The sequence below is a fragment of the Flavobacterium cryophilum genome (assembly GCF_048286555.1).
In the GTDB taxonomy this organism is placed as follows: Bacteria; Bacteroidota; Bacteroidia; order Flavobacteriales; family Flavobacteriaceae; genus Flavobacterium.
This window is the reverse complement of the sequence record NZ_JBLVPZ010000008.1, coordinates 1-19,216: the sequence shown is the minus strand read 5'-3', so window position 1 is coordinate 19,216 and position 19,216 is coordinate 1. Positions and strand designations below refer to the sequence as shown.

The 19,216-nt window shown below is 34.9% G+C and carries 13 protein-coding genes; 8 read left to right on the top strand and 5 right to left on the bottom strand.

Annotated elements, in window-relative coordinates; genetic code table 11:
• Positions 1-186: 186 nt before the first annotated feature.
• The 6 genes from rfbD (at position 187) to ACNQGJ_RS11925 (ending at position 8,167) form a co-directional block, all read left to right on the top strand.
• On the top strand, positions 187-1,047 hold the full coding sequence (gene rfbD / locus ACNQGJ_RS11950; protein ID WP_417973044.1) for a dTDP-4-dehydrorhamnose reductase: 861 nt from the start codon (positions 187-189) through the stop codon (positions 1,045-1,047).
• Between the two features lie 716 nt (positions 1,048-1,763).
• Positions 1,764-2,813, top strand: coding sequence for a dTDP-glucose 4,6-dehydratase (rfbB, locus tag ACNQGJ_RS11945; RefSeq protein ID WP_417973042.1), 1,050 nt, complete (start codon positions 1,764-1,766; stop codon positions 2,811-2,813).
• 533 nt (positions 2,814-3,346) lie between these two features.
• Positions 3,347-4,216, top strand: a complete 870-nt coding sequence (gene rfbA / locus ACNQGJ_RS11940) for a glucose-1-phosphate thymidylyltransferase RfbA (RefSeq protein ID WP_417973040.1) — start codon at positions 3,347-3,349, stop codon at positions 4,214-4,216.
• A 95-nt stretch (positions 4,217-4,311) separates the two neighbouring features.
• Complete coding sequence (locus ACNQGJ_RS11935) at positions 4,312-5,265, top strand: MraY family glycosyltransferase (protein ID WP_417973038.1); 954 nt, start codon at positions 4,312-4,314, stop codon at positions 5,263-5,265.
• Between the two features lie 50 nt (positions 5,266-5,315).
• Positions 5,316-5,888, top strand: a complete 573-nt coding sequence (locus ACNQGJ_RS11930) for a sugar transferase (protein ID WP_417973036.1) — start codon at positions 5,316-5,318, stop codon at positions 5,886-5,888.
• Positions 5,889-6,199: 311 nt separating this feature from the next.
• Complete coding sequence (locus ACNQGJ_RS11925) at positions 6,200-8,167, top strand: polysaccharide biosynthesis protein (RefSeq protein WP_417973034.1); 1,968 nt, start codon at positions 6,200-6,202, stop codon at positions 8,165-8,167.
• Positions 8,168-8,244: 77 nt separating this feature from the next.
• Here the strand turns inward: ACNQGJ_RS11925 and ACNQGJ_RS11920 are convergent, their stop codons facing one another.
• Complete coding sequence (locus ACNQGJ_RS11920) at positions 8,245-8,985, bottom strand: tyrosine-protein phosphatase (RefSeq protein WP_417973032.1); 741 nt, start codon at positions 8,983-8,985, stop codon at positions 8,245-8,247.
• Between the two features lie 826 nt (positions 8,986-9,811).
• Here ACNQGJ_RS11920 and ACNQGJ_RS11915 point away from each other — a divergent pair.
• Positions 9,812-10,978 carry an acyl-CoA dehydrogenase family protein gene (locus ACNQGJ_RS11915; protein ID WP_417973030.1) on the top strand — a complete coding sequence of 389 codons (1,167 nt, stop codon included), beginning with the start codon at positions 9,812-9,814 and terminating at the stop codon, positions 10,976-10,978.
• A 75-nt stretch (positions 10,979-11,053) separates the two neighbouring features.
• Here ACNQGJ_RS11915 and ACNQGJ_RS11910 read toward each other — a convergent pair whose 3' ends face one another.
• The 4 genes from ACNQGJ_RS11910 to ACNQGJ_RS11895 form a co-directional block, all read right to left on the bottom strand.
• Positions 11,054-11,263, bottom strand: a complete 210-nt coding sequence (locus ACNQGJ_RS11910) for a hypothetical protein (RefSeq protein WP_417973028.1) — start codon at positions 11,261-11,263, stop codon at positions 11,054-11,056.
• A gap of 381 nt (positions 11,264-11,644) precedes the next feature.
• Positions 11,645-12,055, bottom strand: a complete 411-nt coding sequence (locus ACNQGJ_RS11905; RefSeq protein ID WP_417973026.1) for a response regulator — start codon at positions 12,053-12,055, stop codon at positions 11,645-11,647.
• Positions 12,052-15,063, bottom strand: coding sequence for a PAS domain S-box protein (locus tag ACNQGJ_RS11900; protein ID WP_417973024.1), 3,012 nt, complete (start codon positions 15,061-15,063; stop codon positions 12,052-12,054). The genes ACNQGJ_RS11905 and ACNQGJ_RS11900 overlap by 4 nt, the downstream gene beginning before the upstream one ends.
• 85 nt (positions 15,064-15,148) lie before the next feature.
• Positions 15,149-15,904, bottom strand: coding sequence for a LytR/AlgR family response regulator transcription factor (locus ACNQGJ_RS11895; protein ID WP_417973022.1), 756 nt, complete (start codon positions 15,902-15,904; stop codon positions 15,149-15,151).
• Positions 15,905-17,058: 1,154 nt separating this feature from the next.
• Here ACNQGJ_RS11895 and ACNQGJ_RS11890 point away from each other — a divergent pair.
• Entirely contained in the window at positions 17,059-17,541 is a 483-nt protein-coding gene (locus tag ACNQGJ_RS11890) for a hypothetical protein (protein WP_417973020.1), read from the top strand.
• Positions 17,542-19,216 lie beyond the last annotated feature (1,675 nt).

Sequence of the window (19,216 nt, the reverse complement as noted above, 5' to 3'; positions counted from 1 at the left end):
TCGTTTTGCCCCGATCCGCCGCGGCGGAAGCCGAAAATTCAGAACGTAAATTTGTCTCGACACTAAGAGGAGTAGTGAAAAGTGAGAGGTGCCCTTCGGCAAGCTCAGGATGATAGCTGGGATTAGGAGTGAATAGTTAGTAGTGAGGAGTATTTGTGCCTTTAAAATTGAAAGATTAAAAAATAAATGAAAAAAATATTAGTTACAGGTGCCAAAGGACAATTGGGTTCAGAATTACACGTTTTGTCAAAAGACTATAACCAGTTTGAATGGGTTTTTACAGATCGAGAGGAATTGGATTTGTGTGATTTGGAGCACTTAGAAACTGAATTAACTAAAATTAATCCTCAAATTATTATCAACTGCGCGGCACATACCGCGGTTGATAAAGCCGAATCGGAGTTTGAAATGTCGGATGTATTGAACCATCAATCGGTTGTGGTATTGGCCCAATGGAGTAATGCGAACGATTGTCAATTGATCCATGTTTCTACCGATTATGTTTTTGACGGAACTGCTTCTACTGCCTTAACGGAAACTGCCCAACCTAATCCGATTAATGTATATGGGATAACCAAATTAGCGGGAGAAAAAGCTTGTTTAGAATACAATCCAAATTCAATTATCATTAGAACTTCTTGGGTGTATTCCAGTTTTGGAAATAATTTTGTCAAAACAATGTCTCGATTGATGCAAGAAAGGGATAGCTTAAATGTTGTAAATGATCAGATAGGCAGTCCTACGTATGCGGCTGATTTGGCACAGGCTATCATGACGATACTAACACATGATAATTGGCGGGCCGGAATTTATCATTTTTCTAATGAGGGGGAAATAAGTTGGTATGAGTTTGCTTTGGCGATTCGAGAAATTGGGAAGTTTGATTGTGCCATCAGCGGCATTCCATCGGCGGCTTATCCTACTCCGGCGAAACGTCCGCAATACTCTTTATTAGATAAAAGCAAGATTAAATCCGTTTATGGGGTAAATGTTCCTGATTATAAAGTGAGTTTGAAAAGATGTATGGAGTTGTTGAGAAGTGAATAGTGAGAAGTGAGAGGTGAGGATGAATGAATAGTGAGAAGTGGCTTGCGATTTTCGTTTGTCCCAGCCCTTAAGGGAGCCGAAAATCTAGAATGTTATTTTAAAAAGGATGATTAGAATACTTTAAATAGCACTACCAATTACTTTTTTATTAAAAGTAAAAAATTAAGGCTTACTGATTTTCCTTTTTAGTTCCCTTAAATTTTATTATAAGTGGTGTTCGCTGAATCTTCGATTTTGTCTTGATTAAAAAAGAAGGAAAAAAAAATCATAGATTAATTGTACGTTTATTGGTACTATATATTTTTGCTGAAGAACAATTTTTTCTTTTGTCTTGATACAAAAGAAACAAAAAATATTCATGGGTTATTATTGTTTTTTGGTATTCATGAATCTTCGATTTCAAGCCTAAAAATAAAAAGCTTAAAAACTACCTCAAAGTGCCGTTCCGCAGCCCGAGCCGTTCGCCCTTCGTCCTCAACTCGCGGACTGCTGCCACTTTACTTTTTCGTTGTTTTTTATGCTTTTTATTTAAGGGCGGGGGAAAGAGTATTGAGAAGTGAATAGTGACATGTGATAGGTGAGAAGTGGCTTGCAATTTTCGTTTTGCCTGAGCCCTAAAGGAAACCGAAAATAGATGGTTTACTATTATTGCCATTAAAGAGTAAACAAAAATAGTTGGGGAGTTTGTTACAACTATTTAAAAATATAAAATAAAAATGAAAAAAATATTAATTACCGGTGGTGCCGGTTTTATTGGATCTCACGTAGTACGACTTTTTGTAAAAAAGTATCCGCAGTATCAAATTTTTAATTTGGATGCGCTTACCTATGCTGGGAATCTGGAAAATATTGTTGATATTGAAAAAGCGCCTAACTATACTTTTATAAAGGGAGATATCGTTGATGCGGCATTTATTGATCAATTATTTGCGGAGCATCAATTTGACGGAGTTTTGCATTTAGCTGCCGAATCACATGTGGATCGTTCTATAACGGATCCCTTGTCTTTTGTGAAAACAAATGTGATCGGAACCATGAATTTATTGAATGCGGCTAAGGCTATTTGGCAAGGCAATTATGAAGGGAAACGTTTTTACCACATCAGTACCGATGAGGTTTATGGTAGTTTAGGTGCCGAAGGATTGTTCACCGAAACCACCGCTTACGATCCTAATTCCCCGTACTCGGCTTCAAAAGCCAGTTCGGATCATTTTGTTCGTGCTTATGGAGAAACGTATGGATTGCCTTATGTGCTGACCAATTGTTCCAATAACTACGGGCCATTTCATTTTCCTGAAAAATTGATTCCGTTATTCATCAATAATATTATTCAAAACAAACCCTTACCCGTTTATGGTGATGGGAAATACACTCGTGATTGGCTTTTTGTAGAAGATCATGCGGTAGCCATTGATTTGGTTTTTCATAAAGGCGTCAACCACGATACGTATAATATTGGTGGTTTTAATGAATGGCAAAATATTGATTTGGTTAAATTGCTTTGCAAAATAATGGATGAGAAGTTAGGTCGTCTCGCAGGCACCTCGGAACAATTGATTTCGTATGTGAAAGATCGTCCCGGACATGATTTGCGCTATGCAATCGACGCCAGTAAGATCAATACAGAATTGGGATGGAAACCCTCGGTTACTTTTGAGCAAGGATTGGAACAGACCGTGAATTGGTATTTGGAGAACCAGAGTTGGTTAGATAATATTACTTCTGGGGAGTATGCCAGTTATTACGAGAAGCAATACGCAAATTAACTCGAAAGTCATAAAGTCAAAAGTCATAAAGTCATACAGTCAAAAGTCATAAAGTCATAAAGTCAAAAGTCATAAAGTCGAAAGTCATAAAGTCAAAAGTCATAAAGTCATAAAGTCATAAAGTCAAAAGTCATAAAGTCAAAAGTCATAAAGTCGAAAGTCATAAAGTCAAAAGTCATAACGGCGAAAGACAGAGGTCGAAAAATAGTGCTCAGTGTTCATGGTCAGTGATCAGTGTTCCATTTTTTTTAAATGACGTAGATAGAACTATAAAAAATGCTTCATTTGTAAGGTGTTAGCTAAAAAAAATATTTTAGATCGAAAAATTATACCTTCGAGATTTAAGTACTATATATAATTTAATGTCGTATTTTAAAATCTAGAAAAAACAATATTAATTTAAATTATCCTATTGGAAACAAAGGTGTTGTTTGTGTTTTATAGTGATTTTTTTACCACAATAAGACTTTTGACTTTATGACTTTAAAACTTTCGACTTACTTAGTGCCTTCGTGGCAAAAAAATAAAAAAATATGAAAGGAATTATATTAGCCGGAGGTTCTGGGACCCGTTTGCATCCATTAACGCTGGCGATGAGCAAGCAAATGATGCCTGTGTACGACAAGCCCATGATTTATTATCCGTTGTCTACTTTGATGATGGCAGGAATCAATGAAATATTGATTATTTCAACACCTCATGATTTGCCTAATTTCAAAAAATTATTGGGCGATGGGTCTTCAATTGGTTGTCAATTCAGTTACGCGGAGCAGGCTATTCCTAACGGTTTAGCGCAAGCTTTTGTTATTGGAGAAGAATTCATCGGAAAAGACAGCGTGGCTTTGGTTTTAGGGGATAATATTTTCTTTGGTTCTACCATGGATGAATTGTTACAGTCCAATACCAATCCCGAAGGAGGAGTAGTGTTTGCGTATCACGTTTCTGATCCGGAACGCTATGGTGTAGTTGAATTTGATGCTAATTTCAAAGCGCTTTCTATCGAAGAAAAACCGTTAGAGCCCAAATCAAATTATGCGGTTCCCGGTTTGTATTTTTATGATAATTCGGTAGTTGAAATTGCCAAAAATATCAAGCCTAGTGCCAGAGGGGAATATGAAATTACCGATGTGAACAAGGTTTACTTGGAAAAAGGAGCTTTGAAAGTCGGTATTCTAAGCAGAGGAACCGCTTGGTTAGATACCGGAACTTTTAACAGCTTAATGCAGGCGGGACAATTTGTTCAGGTTATAGAAGAGCGCCAAGGATTGAAAGTAGGCTGCATCGAAGAAATTGCCTGGAGACAGGGATTTATAACGGAACAACAACTAAAAGAACTGGCAGAACCTTTGAAGAAATCGGGTTATGGGGAGTATCTTTTGGGATTGCTTAAGCAAAAGTTGTAAAACAGTGTTCAGTGAGTAGTTCAGTGGTCCATGATCAGTGTTCAATGTTCAGTATTTATTAGTATTCAGAGAACAGCATAGACGTAGTTTAAAACATGATATATATTGCATTAATTATTTTATTAGTTGGTATTGAACTTATTTATTTTAAAATAGCGGATAAGTACAATATCATTGATAAACCCAATAGCAGATCATCACATACTGCTGTTACATTGAGAGGTGGCGGCATTATTTTTCCAATAGCCATAAGTATTGCTTTTTTACTGGGATATGTCTCCTGGGCTGTTACGCTTGCAGTGGTATTGGTGGCTATCGTAAGTTTTATTGATGATATCAAGCCGTTGTCTCAGTTGCCTCGCTTTATTTCCCATGTCATAGCAGTGGCGTTGGTTTTTTATGAGTTGCATTTATTTTATGAACCTTTGTGGTTGCTTTCTGTTGTATTTGTACTTCTTATCGGTTGGGTAAACGCTTTTAATTTTATGGATGGCATCAATGGCATAACCGTCTTATACGCATTAGCAGCCATAGTTACTTTTTCTTTTTTACCAGTCAACAAAGCGAGCTTGCCACTATTGATTACCATGGGCTTGTCTTGTTTGGTTTTTGGCGTATTTAATGTTCGAAAAAAAGCGAAAACCTTTGCAGGCGATGTTGGCAGTATCAGTATGGCCCTTTTTTTAGGGTATTTTATGATAAAAACAATTATAGACTCCGGGCAACTCGGATATATTCTTTTCTTTTCGGTTTATGGAATTGACGCCATAATCACCATCATCAACAGATTACTTAAAAAAGAAAATATATTCCAGCCGCACCGCTCTCATTTGTATCAATATTTGGCCAATGAAATGGGTTTTTCTCATATTTTAGTAGCCTTTATTTATGCAGTACTGCAATTAAGTATCAATATGCTGGTTATTTATATGGATGCCAATGGGTATTTAACCCTGTTTTGTATCGGTGGATTTTTACTGCTGCTAACCTTTATTTATTTACTTGTTCGAAATTTTGTTACTCGCAAAATGGTTCTCGGGAATTCTTAAACCGTTTTTTTTGCTTGTATTTTTATTCCGAATAAAATACTTTGCAAGGTATGATAAAACGTCTTTTTGATATTGTTTTCTCCCTCTTCATACTTCTCTTATTTTTTTGGGTGGTATTAATTTCTTGGCTGCTTGCCATTATCGATACGCATACTAATGGAATCTTTATCCAAGAGCGTATTGGTCAATTTGGTTTACCCTTCAAAATTTACAAACTCCGTACCCTACAAATTTTATCGTCTTCTACAGCTGTTCGTATTTCCAAAATAGGTCAGCTACTTCGTCACTATAAACTGGATGAAATGCCGCAACTTTTCAACGTTTTAAAAGGAGATATGAGCCTTGTAGGTCCAAGACCGGATGTACCGGGTTATTATGATTTGTTAGAAGGAGAGAACCGTAAAATATTAGAATTAAAACCAGGTTTGACCAGCTTAGCGTCCATAAAATATGCTAAAGAGGAGTTCTTGTTGGAGAAGCAGGAATCGCCTTTACTTTATAACAACACTGTTCTATTTCCGGATAAAGTACGATTGAATCTCGCGTATTATAACAACCGAAGTTTTAGCGGGGATTTACTGCTTATTGTGAAGACTGTCTGGGTTACTTTTTTAAAAAAATAGCACAATTAATAGTGAAAAGTGTATTTAATTTTTTAACCACATAGAAACATCGATTTTAAAATTCTGAAATGCTTTTCACTTTTTTAGAGAAAGACATCGCTATGTGAACCCAAGAAGAGGCTAACCGGCTCTTTTTTCGATGTTTCTATGGGGTTCAATTTATTTTATTTAGATTAATTGAAAAAATAGAAAGATCTATTTCTTTTATAGTTTGCTCCTTTTTAAAATTGAATTGATTTGTTTTCCTTTTTCCCGTTAATAATTGTTATTTTTGCCTTAATAAAACAAGTAATGTTAAAAATATATTTATTTTGAGTACTACTAAAAACACGGACTCAACATCAGCAAATCCTAATTTTTTTTCAAGAGCAAACTTGAAATTCAGCATTCATAATTTGAGCTATCTGCCCAGATGGATTATTGTTCTAATCGATCTTTCAGTTTTGGTATTGTCCTTTTTTTTTACTATCCTTATCTTTAAGGGGACGGGATTAGATTATATTATTACGCCGTATAGCTTTAGGTTTATAGGCGCTTTGTTTGGTGTTAATATTTTCTTTTTCTGGTTGTTTAGAACCTATTCCGGTATCATCAGGCACTCTTCTTATATTGATGCCGTTAAGCTTTTGTTTTCACAAATGGCAGTTTTAGTACTGTTTCTTTTTTTTAATTTTGCCTACGAGTTATTGCATGGCGAGAAAGCCTTTTTAAACACTGCTTTTTTTATAAACATAGTACTTTCCTTTTGTGGATTATTTTTATATCGGGTCATCATCAAACAAACTTTTGAGATCTATTTCTCCGAACGAGGGACAAATAAATTAATCCGAACTATTATTTATGGGACGGATGCTAATGCCATATCAGTAGCTAATGCTTTAAAATTTGAAACGCCTTCCCGATTTAAAATCGTTGGGTTTGTTGATAAAAACAATCAAAATGCTACCAAGCGAATGCTGGATTTGCCCATTTTGATTAAAAAGAAAAAGTTACCGCCGTTAATGCGTTCCGTAAATGCTCAAGCTGTTATTATCGCTGACAAAAGTTTGTCAAAAGAGGAGCAATTAATCATTGTAGACCAGTGTTTGGAATTTAACTATAATGTGTTTACTGTGCCCTTAATTACCGACTGGGAGAATCAAAAAGAGATTTCCCAAAAAGTAAAGAATATTGAAATTGAAGATTTACTGGAACGAAAACCTATCGTGTTAGATAACAAATCAATATCCAAACAATTAAAGGATAAGACCGTTTTAATCACCGGTGCCGCCGGCTCTATAGGTAGCGAAATTGTTCGTCAAGTATTGGGTTTTAGTCCTAGGATTGTTATCATTTTAGACCAGGCCGAAACGCCGTTGCATCACATGTGTCTAGAAATGAAAGATTTAGAGTCCAGATCAAAAATGCTTGCGGTAGTTGCCGATGTGAGGAATAAAGAAGCTATGAATAGTGTCTTTAAAAAGTATGAACCTCAAGTGGTTTTTCACGCAGCAGCTTATAAGCATGTTCCCTTGATGGAAGAAAATCCTTCTCAAGCTATTCTTACCAATATAGAAGGAACTAAAATTCTTGCCGATTTGTCCTGCTTTTATAAAGTCAAAAAATTTGTGATGGTCTCTACTGACAAAGCCGTAAATCCCAGCAATGTGATGGGAGCCAGTAAAAGAATTGCAGAAAAATATGTGCAATCGCTACAATTAAAAAATGATACTGAAGGTAAAAATAATGCTACTAAATTTATTACCACTCGTTTTGGCAACGTATTAGGATCTAATGGTTCTGTAGTGCCATTGTTTACGCAGCAAATTGCAAATGGTGGGCCTATTACCATTACACACCCTGAGATTATTAGGTATTTTATGACCATACCAGAAGCCTGTCAATTAGTTTTAGAGGCTGGCGCTATGGGTAATGGAGGAGAAATTTATATTTTTGACATGGGAAAACCAGTTAAAATTATCGATTTGGCTAGAAAGATGATCAAATTAGCGGGTTTTATTCCAGAAAAGGATATCAAAATACAAATCGTCGGACTGCGACCCGGAGAGAAATTATACGAAGAATTACTGAATGATACTTCAAAAACCCTTCCCACCTATCATGAAAAAATTATGATTGCGGAAGAGATTTCAGATGAGTTTGATGTTTTAAATACCGATATTGAAGACCTTATAAGAATTGCAAATCATTTTGACAATGACCAAATTGTACTGAAAATGAAACATATTGTACCTGAGTTCAAAAGTATGAATTCTACTTTTGAATTGCTAGACAAGTAGCAAAAGCATTAAATAGCATGATAAAGGGCCCAAAGTAGTATTACTTTGGGCCCTTTTTAATTATAAGAACAATTGCGTCAACCTAATTTAAAAAACTGATTGTTGGCTATTGTTTCTTTAAGAGGCGTTAAATCTTTGATGTTTACTTTACGTTCAAATGCTGCTATATGAGTATCATGATGTACATCAGAACCTACATAATCGTACATTCCTTTTTGCAATAATTGCTCCGCAATGGTAGTTATTCCCTTGCCGTAATACCCAACTACCGACAGTAAATTCAGCTGGAATAAACAGCCGGCTCTTTTAAGTTTATGGTACTCATTAAAATTTTTGTGATAAAATAAATACCGTTCCGGATGTGCCAATACTGGAATGTAACCGGCCACCTGTAAATCAAATATTATAGCATACAACTGAATTGGTGGATTGATGTACGACATTTCAACCAGAACATAATTGTCTTTTAAAGTCAACAGATTATGGGATTTAAAAAGTTTTACAAACTGATCATCCATAAGATATTCGGCAGCGGCATTAAATGGAACTGAAATATTGTTCTTTTCCAGTTCTAAAACTGTTGTGGCTTTCGTCTCCAGAATTTGTTCCTGTGTGTTGTCATAAACATATTGAATGATGTGTGGAGTGGTAATAAACTCTGAAACCCCAATATTTTTAAGTGCTTTTGTTAACCGCAGCGTATCTTCAAAAGTTTTTGCACCATCATCAATACCCGGTAACAAATGAGAATGGATATCAATATGGTGTTCTGGAATTAAATCTTTGAGTAGCGGCTTTGTTTTGAAGAATGTAAACATGCTTCAAAGTTAATGAAAAGCGTTCGGTTTTTTACGATCTGTGTTCGGCATTCGGTGTTAGCATTTGCAACTTTAATAGCCAATTACCGTTGTTGTATTAAATTTATGATGCAGGAATCGTTATTTCTTTCGATTTTGTTTTAGAAACCCGATGAAAAAGACTGTCAGTTCGAGTTAATTTCTTAACGGCTTTCAATGGTTCCTTCTTCAATGTCAATACTAAATTGTAGGAGGGTTGGCAGGTGTCATTTTCAAAATCACAATTGGGAGTCACTTTTGCTAAATGGATGCGTGGCTTGTTGCGGTCAATCTAAATAATTCTTAACCTAGAAATCATGCGCTGCGTCAAAAATCAGCATTTTATACCATTCGTTATTATAAAATAGTCCGATTGTCATATCGAGCGCAGTCTAGAACCATTATGACATCTCGACTGCGCTCGATATGACAAAAAACAATTGGACTATAATGAACTAATCAATGGTATTAGATACTGGTTATGAATTGCTCTTTGGGATTTATGGCATGATGCATTTTTGAAAACAAAAATTATGTAACTTTAGAACAGGACAAACGCATGATTTTTAAAAACAACCACAGATTCACAGCGGTGTTTTTTGAACGCTAACTTTTATGATTTTCGAGAAATAAATTACTTTGCTGAAAGCGGTTACTTTAAATCTGTGAATTTGCTGTAAAAAACGTATTTACTTGCCCTGAACTTAGGAGATGAAAAACAGTTACAGCTTCGGAATTTAGTGCCATCCGTTAAATTTTGTTAACAATAGAATGTAGAGCAGGATCCACTAATCAAAAACGATACAAAATGTTAGAGAAAATATTAATAGAACGAAAGATTTATGCCTCCCAAGAGCATAAAATGATGCAAGCGATGATTCAGGAATTCATTTCTAATGATATTGTGGATCATTTAGATGAGTGGGAGAAAAAGGGCATGGTATCGCGTGAAATATGGAAACGAGCGGGGGAATTAGGTTTATTGTGTTTGGATATACCGGAAATTTATGGAGGCGGAGGATTAGATTTTACTTTTAATGCCTTATTAATAGAAGCTTTTGCCAAAAAAGGAATAACCGGGCCTGGGTTTTCGTTGCATTCCGATATTGTAGCGCCCTATTTATTGTATTATGGAACTGAAGCACAAAAGCAAAAGTATTTACCGTTAATGGCCAAAGGGGAAATTATTACGGCTATAGGAATGACCGAGCCTAATTGCGGGAGTGATTTGAAAGCACTTCGAACTAGGGCTGAAGATAAAGGGGATCATTACGTGGTAAATGGTCAAAAGACGTTTATCACTAATGGTTTTATGTGTGATATGGCTATTGTGGCCGTAAAAACGAATCATAATACGGCTGAAGAAGGCGTTACCTTGCTGATTTTAGAGTCAACAATGGACGGCTTTACTAAAGGAGTTCCATTTAAAAAAATTGGAATGAAATCACAGGACACGGCCGAGTTGTTTTTTGATAACGTAAAAGTTCCAAAAGAGAACAGGCTTGGAGACGAAAAAGCAGGCTTTAAAATTATGATGAAGGAATTGGCTCGGGAACGATTGACAGTTGGGATTATGGCGGTAGCCACTGCCGAGGGCGCAATTGAAAATACCATCAGTTATACAAAGCAGCGAACCGCTTTTGAGACGCCTGTTTCCGGATTTCAAAATACCCAATTTAAACTTGCTGAATGCAGTACCCAAGTGCAAATACATCAGGCTTTTTTAGATCGATGTATTGAATTATTAGTAGATCACAAATTAACAACTGAAAGTGCTTCGATGATTAAATATTCGGCAACAGACATGTGCGGAAACGTCGTAGATGAATGTTTGCAATTATTTGGTGGTTATGGATATATGTGGGACTATCCCATAGCACGTATGTACGCTGATAATCGTGTGGCACGTATTTATGCCGGAACAAATGAAATTATGAAATTAGTGATTGCACGGGGATTGCTGAAAGATTTTTAATGATTTGTCACGCATTAAAGAAGCGGTTCTTTTTTGGGAGACGGGATTTAAAAATGCTAACAATCAATTTTTTATTTACACATCAGTGTTTTTTCTAATGAAAAAAAAAGCCAATAAAATTCCTATTCCAACCATTGGAATCATGTACAAATCAATATTTACCGGTGGTGGTGGTGGTTCTAAACCAGGTGGAGGTAAATCCTGAGCACTCGCAACAATAGTATTGCCAAACAATAAAAAGAAAAGTATAAGTGTATACGGAATAAAAGTAGCTGCTTTTTTCATATTGAGATTCAATTTGGGAATTCTGACTTCCAATTTTTTTTCTGATAAAAAACAGGCAAGTTTTACTCAATGTTTGTTAAGTGGAATCTAGGATTGTTATACATACTCCTATACTACTTTAGACTGCAATGACTAACAACTATCAAATTACAGGATAAATTAAAGGGATTTTTTTTTAAATCAAAAACGAGAAGTTATAACTGCGTTGTAGCAAGAATAACTGGTCTTTATTAGGGTTTTTAAAAAAAAGACCGTTTACAATTTATGAGAAGAAATTATTTTTTCGAAACTTTATTTGGGATATCGAAAAGGAAAAATCTAAAATTTTAAAGGTTAAATGAGAACTTTAAAATTTTAGATTTACATAAGAAACACAGCTATTCAGTCGGCAATAATCCGTTCTAGAAATTCTTTATTTATGGGTTTTACCTGAAAGGAAATAACGTTTTTATCTCTTCGGGCACGGATAATGTCATCATCATCAATAGTGGAGGAAATAATGTATGTTCGGCACTTATTTTTTAAATCTAGCGGGAGTTTGTCATAGGCATTTAAAAATTCAAAACCTGACATTACGGGCATATATATATCTACAAAAATGACCTGAGGCAACATGGAAAAATCATGCTGGTTTTCTTGTAAATATTTAAGTGCCTCTTTTGCATCTGAATACTCCAATACTTTTTTGCCAAAATAGTTTTTAGTAATTAAGCGGGATGAGATATACAAATCAATGGTATTGTCATCAATGATCATCACCGTTTCAAATTTTGGTTTTAATTCGTTTGTCATGGTTTTAAATTTTTTAATGTTATGATAAAGGTAGTTCCAATTCCGAGCTGAGACTCTACCTGAATTGAACCTTGGAGTTTCTCAACGGTTTCTTTTACAATATATAGCCCAATACCAGAGCCTTGTGTTTTTCCGGAGAGACGGAAAAACATGTCAAATATCTTATTATGATGTGCTGAATCAATTCCGATACCGTTATCAAGTATGGAGAATTGCAGTTTTTGCTGATCTGACTGCCCGATTATTTTAATATAACTGTCGGTCTTATTCTTCTTATGGTATTTTACAGCATTCGAAATAAGATTTTCAAGTATGGTGTTAAAGCGCAGACTATTAGAATAAAAGGGCTTCTTTTCGTTGATCTCAATTTTAAAATGAATTCCTTTAGCCTCTTCCATGCTGCGAAGTGCCTCCACAATCTCAAGAATGGTTTTCTGTAATGGAATTTTTATGACTTCCAGTCCGGTACGTTTATTTTTAGAATAACTAAGAATGTTTTTAATAAATTCATCCAGACGATTGATGCTGTTGCGAATCATCTTTACATGTTCAAGGGTATCCGTTTCCTGACTTTCTTCTTCAATAAAAGAAATTAGCCCAAGAACTGACGTAAGGGGGGAACGTAAATCATGCGAAACACTATACACAAAACGGTCGAGTTCTGAATTAGTTTTGATAAGCTCTAAATTTTGCTGTTCGAGTTTTTCTTCCGCTCTTTTTCGATCCGTAATGTCAGTAACCATTGCTAGGCTACCTTTATAAACACCAGTTTCATCAAAAATTGGGTTTGCCGCCACATTCGCCCAGATTTCTTTTCCGGTTTTTGAGATAAATTTAAAACGACTCTGTCTACTATATTTTTCCTCTCTACGGAGCAGTAAGCTGTTTAAAATCTGTTTCCCTTTTCGATCCATAAAAGAGTGCACTTCTTTATCCATCATTTCTTCCCGGGTATATTCAATAATGTCGCCCATTTTAGTGTTAACGAATGTTGTTTTATTCGTTTCATCAATCAACCATATTCCTTCTTGTGCGGTTTCTACAATTTGACGGTATTTTTTTTCACTTTCGATCAGGGCCTTTTGGGCTTTTTTAAATTCGGTAATATCTCGGACAAACAGCAGTAAGTTGCCATCGGTCAGCATTTTTGCAGATAATTCGACGTTGATTAAAGAGTTGTCTTTTCTTTTAATTCTTCTTTCGCTCCTGACGGTATTTCCTTCTTTTAACAAATCAATTTTTAAAGGGTTTGTCTTAAGGTCTTCTTCTAAAAAAAAGTCGCCTATAGAAAGCTGTAAAAGTTCTGCTCTTGAATACCCTAACTTCTGACAGCCACAGCGATTTACTTCAATAATTTTCATTGATGCATCAATAAAACAAAAGGCATCGCCTGTTTGTTCTATAAGCGAACTGTAGCGAAGTGCGCTTTCCTCAATTTTTTTTCGAGAAAGTACTTGTTCCGTTACATCTATAATAAAGAAAAAAATGCCGTCAATATGACCATCATTATTTCGGTGTGCCAGATAGATAAAATTTAAAAAGGTATCCACTAGTTTTCCATTGCCATGAAGGTCAAATTTCATCAGCATTTCATTGGCTGAAAAAGTTTCACCAGTTGCATACACCGTATCTAAAAATCCAAAAACTCCCTGTGTTTCGAATTCGGGTAATACTTCTTTTATGGATTTACCTATGATATCTTTTTTGTGAATTAATTGTAAATAAAGCGGATTCACCATTTCATACACGTGATCTGGACCCTTTAGAATCCCCATACAGGATGGTGCTTGTGCGTATAAATCCATGAAACGTTGTCTCTCAATTTCGAACGCTTTTTCTATGTTTGTTTTTTTAGTTGCATTTTTGGTCGTGCTATAAAATAATCTGTTCTTCTCATCCCATCTGCAAGACCATGTAATGGGTATTATGCTTCCATTTTTATGAATATAACGGTTTTCAAATGTCGTTACCGGCTCACCATTTTTAATTACGGTGTCGGCTTTTAAGGTTTTTTCAACATCTTCATGGTATACCAGGTCCAAATATTTTTTGCCAATCAATTCGTGAGGTTTGTACCCCCAAATCGATTCTGATGCCGCGTTTAAGGTAACAAATCTTCCCTCTTCATCAAAGGAGCAGATTACATCCAATGACGAATCCAAGATGTCGTTTAGATCATTCACGGTCTGCTGTACCGCATTTAAAGATGCGATCTGTTTATCCTCTGCTTGTTTCCGTTCTGTTATGTCTCTAATGATCATAGAGGTTTTTTCCTGACCATCAACATCTGTAAATACTACAGATGTTATTTCTCCGGGAAACTTAGTTCCATCTATACGTTTAAATGTTATTTCTCCTTTTGCTCTTCCGGTGCGATGGCGTTCTTCTAATAGTATTTGTAACCGTGGATCTGTACTATCAATAATATCTGATCTTTCTCTGTTGCAAATCTCCTCGTGTGTCATTTTAAAAATTTCACATGCCGCTGCATTTGCCGCAAGGATTCGTCCGTCTTTAACGGTGAGAAGAATAGCGTCTATACTACTCTCTATTAAAGCGTGGTATTTTGACTCGTTTTGAAATAAATCTTTTGTTCGTTGTTCTTCAGATTGTTTCAACAGCGCCTTTAATTTTGTTAATTCGGCCTCGTGCAGCGCCCAGTTAATTTTATCTATTAAAGTAAACAACCGCTCTTTCAATACAAAATCAGTTGGTCCGTTTACAGGAAGCGCATCGGCATTTTTGGGATTAATTGATTCAGAAACAAAAATAAAAGGCGTGTGCGGCACTAGCTTTTCTCTTATTTCTAAAGCTGCACGACCATCGAACGAAGGGAAGGTGTAATTAGAAAGTATGATATCGGGTTGGAATGTATGTATTGCGTTTTTATACTCCGTTTCTGTTTGTACCGTTTCGGTCGCATAATTAACATCGCCTTTTTTTAACTCCTGTTGAATTGTTGCCATATCGTTGGAATCATGTTCAACAAGTAATATTTTAGTTTTCATAGCCGTTATTAATTTTAAAAATAATTTGGTGCAATAATATAAAAATTCCAATCTGATGCCGTCGTACTTTTTTAAATTAGCATTCTTACAGTTTTATGAATTTGTTAAAATCTTCTTGTCGTCTCTTAGCAACCGGTAAAATAGTTCCATTAGAAAGCTCACAGAAATAACCATCTTTTTTGGAAATTTTTGCAATATGACGGATATTAATAATGTGTGAATAATGTATTCTAAAAAAATATTTTTGATCCAAAATAGTACTGTATTCCCCTAAATTTCTACTGGACATTATCTTTTTACCATTTACAAGAATAAAATTAGTATACTTTCCGTCTGCCTGACAAAAAATAATATCTGACATAGGAATCAGTTCAATTTTATCTAATGACGAAACGGCTACATATTCATTAGGCTGATTCATAGAGTTCAAAATATTAATATTATTAATTTTTTGATTCTGATACGAACGTTCCATTTCGGTTCTTCGGATTACTTTATATGTAGCTAAGATAATAGCATTAAAATCAATTGGTTTTAAGATAAAATCAATTGCGTTGTGTTTAAATGCTTTGACGGCGTGATTTTCAATTGCAGAGATAAATACCAGCTTTGGAATGCTAAATTCTAGCTGTTCCAGCATTTCAAAAAAAACATCGTCTTTCAGGAGGGCATCTAGGAAAACTACATCCGGTTTTTTTACTTTTATCAAACCAATAGCCTCTAAAACAGTTGATGCATCACCAATTATTTTCATAATCATAAAGTTCTCTTCTTCAAAATTTTTCAGAATCGTTACAGTGTCTTTTTCTTCGGATATGATTATTGCATTAATGGGCGTCATTGGCATGAAATGTTGTATAAATTGGTTGTTATGATAAATTATAGAAATAAAAATTTAATGTATGCTGTTGTTTTATAGCGACTTATGTTTTAAAAACACCAGATTTCAAAGTCGAGAAGTTAAAATAATATTTTGGACCCCTATGGGATTTATATTTTTTTAAAGCAGAAAGTAATAAGTGTCGCTGGTATTGGAATATGTGCTGCAATATGTCCCTTTCTGTACCATTATTGACGTTGCTTTTTTGACCTACTTTGCATTTACCGCAAAATAAAGGCAGACCAATGAGTTGTTTTTTTTGCAAATTCACAAATTTTAATTATTAAAACATCTTAATTAGGCGCTTCCAATGAATTTAACAGCTACTTGATTTACTATTGTAAATTTAGGTTTGCGAGAAAAAAATCTATGAATTTCTGTCGGTTATTAAATATCAATCATCAGCACTGGTAGAATAGTTATATTGTTTACTGTGTCTTTTTTGCCAATATTTGGGTACTAAAAAAAGTAAACTCAACTCGTTTTTACTTTTTTTTGATTTTGCATTAATGTCAAATTCTATGCCATTATCGTATTCATTACTATATGTTTAGGGTTGATTATTGATATATTATGTTTGTTTAACGGGCTTTTAAAAAGATGTTGCGGAATTCTGACAAATATGAATTATATAAAAAAAGTTATTTTCTGACAACATTATTTTGATGGGATTAAAAGCGTGATTTTTATTTTACACCCCATGATTTAAAATAAACTTCTTATTTATTTCTCCATGAAGATTTGAATAATCCGATATAACTAACTGGATGCTTTTTAGTACTGTTAACGATAACAAGGCGGAATCGAAGCTTGGTCAAATCGAGAACAATCTGGTATTCTTGAGAACGTAGGGAAATGGTTCTGAATTTGGTAGGGCAGGGAAAGCGGAGAAGTATTGCGAACTGCAGGGGTTTTTTTACTAGCAATTTCCTATTTCTCGATCTCATTTTCTTGTTCTAGCCTTCGAGAGAAAATACTTGGACTGACAAAAATTATCATCATAAACTACTTCCACCCTACGAGTTATTATTTAGCAAAATGGCATTAAAGTAGGACTATTATGCGTAAATTAGCACTTGTTACTGTAACCTTGTTTTAACTAAATACTTACTATTATGAAAACTCCAGTTCTTTTTTGTTTTTTGTTTGCCTGTATAGGATTTCAAAGTTGTAAAAATAATCAAGAAGAAAAGGCCGTTGAGGGCCTCCAAGTTCAGGTTGAAAAACCAGTAAGTGTCCAATGCTATAAAGCGCTGTATGAACAAGACACTATTGATTTAAAAGTGAACACTTTAAAAAACGGAAAAATAACCGGTGATTTGGCGATGACACTTTTAGATATGCCAAAAAAGGTAGGGAAAATTGCTGGAGAATTCAGCGGTGATACATTGTTTGTTAGCTACACCTTTATTCAGGGCGCTAATGAAAAAATAACTTTTAAAAATCCAATGGCATTTTTAAAGCGGGGGAATACGCTTATTTTAGGCAATGGAAAAATACAAACCACGTTGGGTGCTTCTTATTTTGTTAAAGGCTCGCCTATCGATTTTGAACGTGTGAAGTTTAAATTTACAATGGTTGACTGTGTCGCTAAATGATAAAGTCATAAGGGAAAAAGGGATTGCTATTTTAACAATTTTGTAGATTAAGAGTCATTTGTCTTAATTACTTACTGGTATAATTTGTTGGAGTTTGTGAATTTTTGATTTCAAAAGACACAAAAATCAAGCTTGTATTGTCATTACATGTTTTTTTGTTACCTATGAGATTCTTACTTTTTTCCTTGATGAAAAAAGTAACAAAAAAATCAAGTCTTTACTGTCGTTACACGTTCTTTTGTTACTTAAAAGATTCTTTTCTTTTGTCTTGATACAAAAGAAACAAAAAATCAAGCCTGAAAATAAAAAGCTTGAAAACTACCTCTAAATTGCGTTCCGCACCCCGAGCCGTTCGTCCTGCGGACTCAACTCGCGGAGTGCTGCCACTTCACTTCTTCGTTGTTTTCTATGCTTTTTATTTAAGGACGAGTTAGAAGTACACGCTAGTAATTTGTTGGAGTTCGTGAATCTTTGATTTCAAAAGAAACAAAAAATAAAGCCTATATTGTCGTTACACGTTTTTTTGTTAGTTAAGAGATTCTTTTCTTTTGCCTTGATGCAAAAGAAACAAAAAATCAAGCCTGAATATTTTTATCCCAAAAATCATCGGACAAATTTTCCTATCGCGACCCCAGCTGCTCGTGTTTCACACTCGACTCGGGGGTCACTCCCTACGGCCGGCGCTGAAATCCTTACCGTGATTTTTTGGTTTAAAAATATAAGGGCGGGGAGAGGGAGGAGGATTTTTATTTTGTCTCGATTACTCATGAGTTACTAATTTGTTGGAGTTCGTGAATCTTTGATTTCAAAAGCGACAAAAAATAAAGCTTGTACTGTCGTTACACGTTTTTTGTTACTTAAGAGATTCTTTTCTTTTGTCTTGATTACTCACGAGTTAATAATTTATTGGAGTTCTTGAATCTTTGATTTCAAAAGAAACAAAAAATCAAGCTTGTACTGTCGCTACACGTTTTTTTGTTACTTAAGAGATTCTTACTTTTTTCCTTGATGAAAAAAGTAACAAAAAAATCAAGCCTGAAAATAAAAAGCTTGAAAACTACCTCGAAGTTCCATTCCGCACCCCGAGCCGTTCGTCCTGCGGACTCAACTCGCGGAGTGCTGCCACTTCACTTCTTCGTTGTTTTCTATGCTTTTTATTTAAGGGCGAGTTAAAAGTGGACGTTATTTCGATGATGCTTTATCAGTCAGGTTAGGGTCACTCCATTCGGCCGGCACTGAAATCCTTACCATGATTTTGTGGCGTAAAATTGTAATAGAGATCCGACGAGGGTTTAAAGGAATGTTTGCTGTTGCAAGTACTATTTTATATCTTATATGTGATCTTTTTCTTTTGTCTTGATTACTCACGAGTTAATAATTTATTAGAGTTCGTGAATCTTTGATTTCAAAAGAAACAAAAAATATTCATGGATTATTATTGTTTTTTTGGTATTCATGAATCTTCGATTTCAAGCGTGGAGTATTAATACACGTTTTTTGTTACTTAAGAGATTCTTACTTTTTTAGCTCACTTAATTTTCATTATAAGTGGTGTTCGCTGAATCTTCGATTTGTCTTGATGAAAAAAGTAACAAAAAAATATTCATGGGTTATTATTGTTTTTTGGTATTCATGAATCTTCGATTTCAAGCCTGAATATTTTTATCCCAAAAAT

Excerpts from the sequence above, each read along its gene's own strand:
- rfbB (WP_417973042.1), top strand. The coding sequence starts at position 1,764 with ATGAAAAAAATATTAATTACCGGTGGTGCCGGTTTTATTGGATCTCAC.
- ACNQGJ_RS11900 (WP_417973024.1), bottom strand. The coding sequence starts at position 15,063 with ATGAAAACTAAAATATTACTTGTTGAACATGATTCCAACGATATGGCA.
- ACNQGJ_RS11890 (WP_417973020.1), top strand. The coding sequence starts at position 17,059 with ATGAAAACTCCAGTTCTTTTTTGTTTTTTGTTTGCCTGTATAGGATTT.
- ACNQGJ_RS11915 (WP_417973030.1), top strand. The coding sequence starts at position 9,812 with ATGTTAGAGAAAATATTAATAGAACGAAAGATTTATGCCTCCCAAGAG.
- ACNQGJ_RS11935 (WP_417973038.1), top strand. The coding sequence starts at position 4,312 with ATGATATATATTGCATTAATTATTTTATTAGTTGGTATTGAACTTATT.
- rfbA (WP_417973040.1), top strand. The coding sequence starts at position 3,347 with ATGAAAGGAATTATATTAGCCGGAGGTTCTGGGACCCGTTTGCATCCA.
- rfbD (WP_417973044.1), top strand. The coding sequence starts at position 187 with ATGAAAAAAATATTAGTTACAGGTGCCAAAGGACAATTGGGTTCAGAA.
- ACNQGJ_RS11910 (WP_417973028.1), bottom strand. The coding sequence starts at position 11,263 with ATGAAAAAAGCAGCTACTTTTATTCCGTATACACTTATACTTTTCTTT.
- ACNQGJ_RS11905 (WP_417973026.1), bottom strand. The coding sequence starts at position 12,055 with ATGACAAACGAATTAAAACCAAAATTTGAAACGGTGATGATCATTGAT.
- ACNQGJ_RS11920 (WP_417973032.1), bottom strand. The coding sequence starts at position 8,985 with ATGTTTACATTCTTCAAAACAAAGCCGCTACTCAAAGATTTAATTCCA.
- ACNQGJ_RS11895 (WP_417973022.1), bottom strand. The coding sequence starts at position 15,904 with ATGACGCCCATTAATGCAATAATCATATCCGAAGAAAAAGACACTGTA.
- ACNQGJ_RS11930 (WP_417973036.1), top strand. The coding sequence starts at position 5,316 with ATGATAAAACGTCTTTTTGATATTGTTTTCTCCCTCTTCATACTTCTC.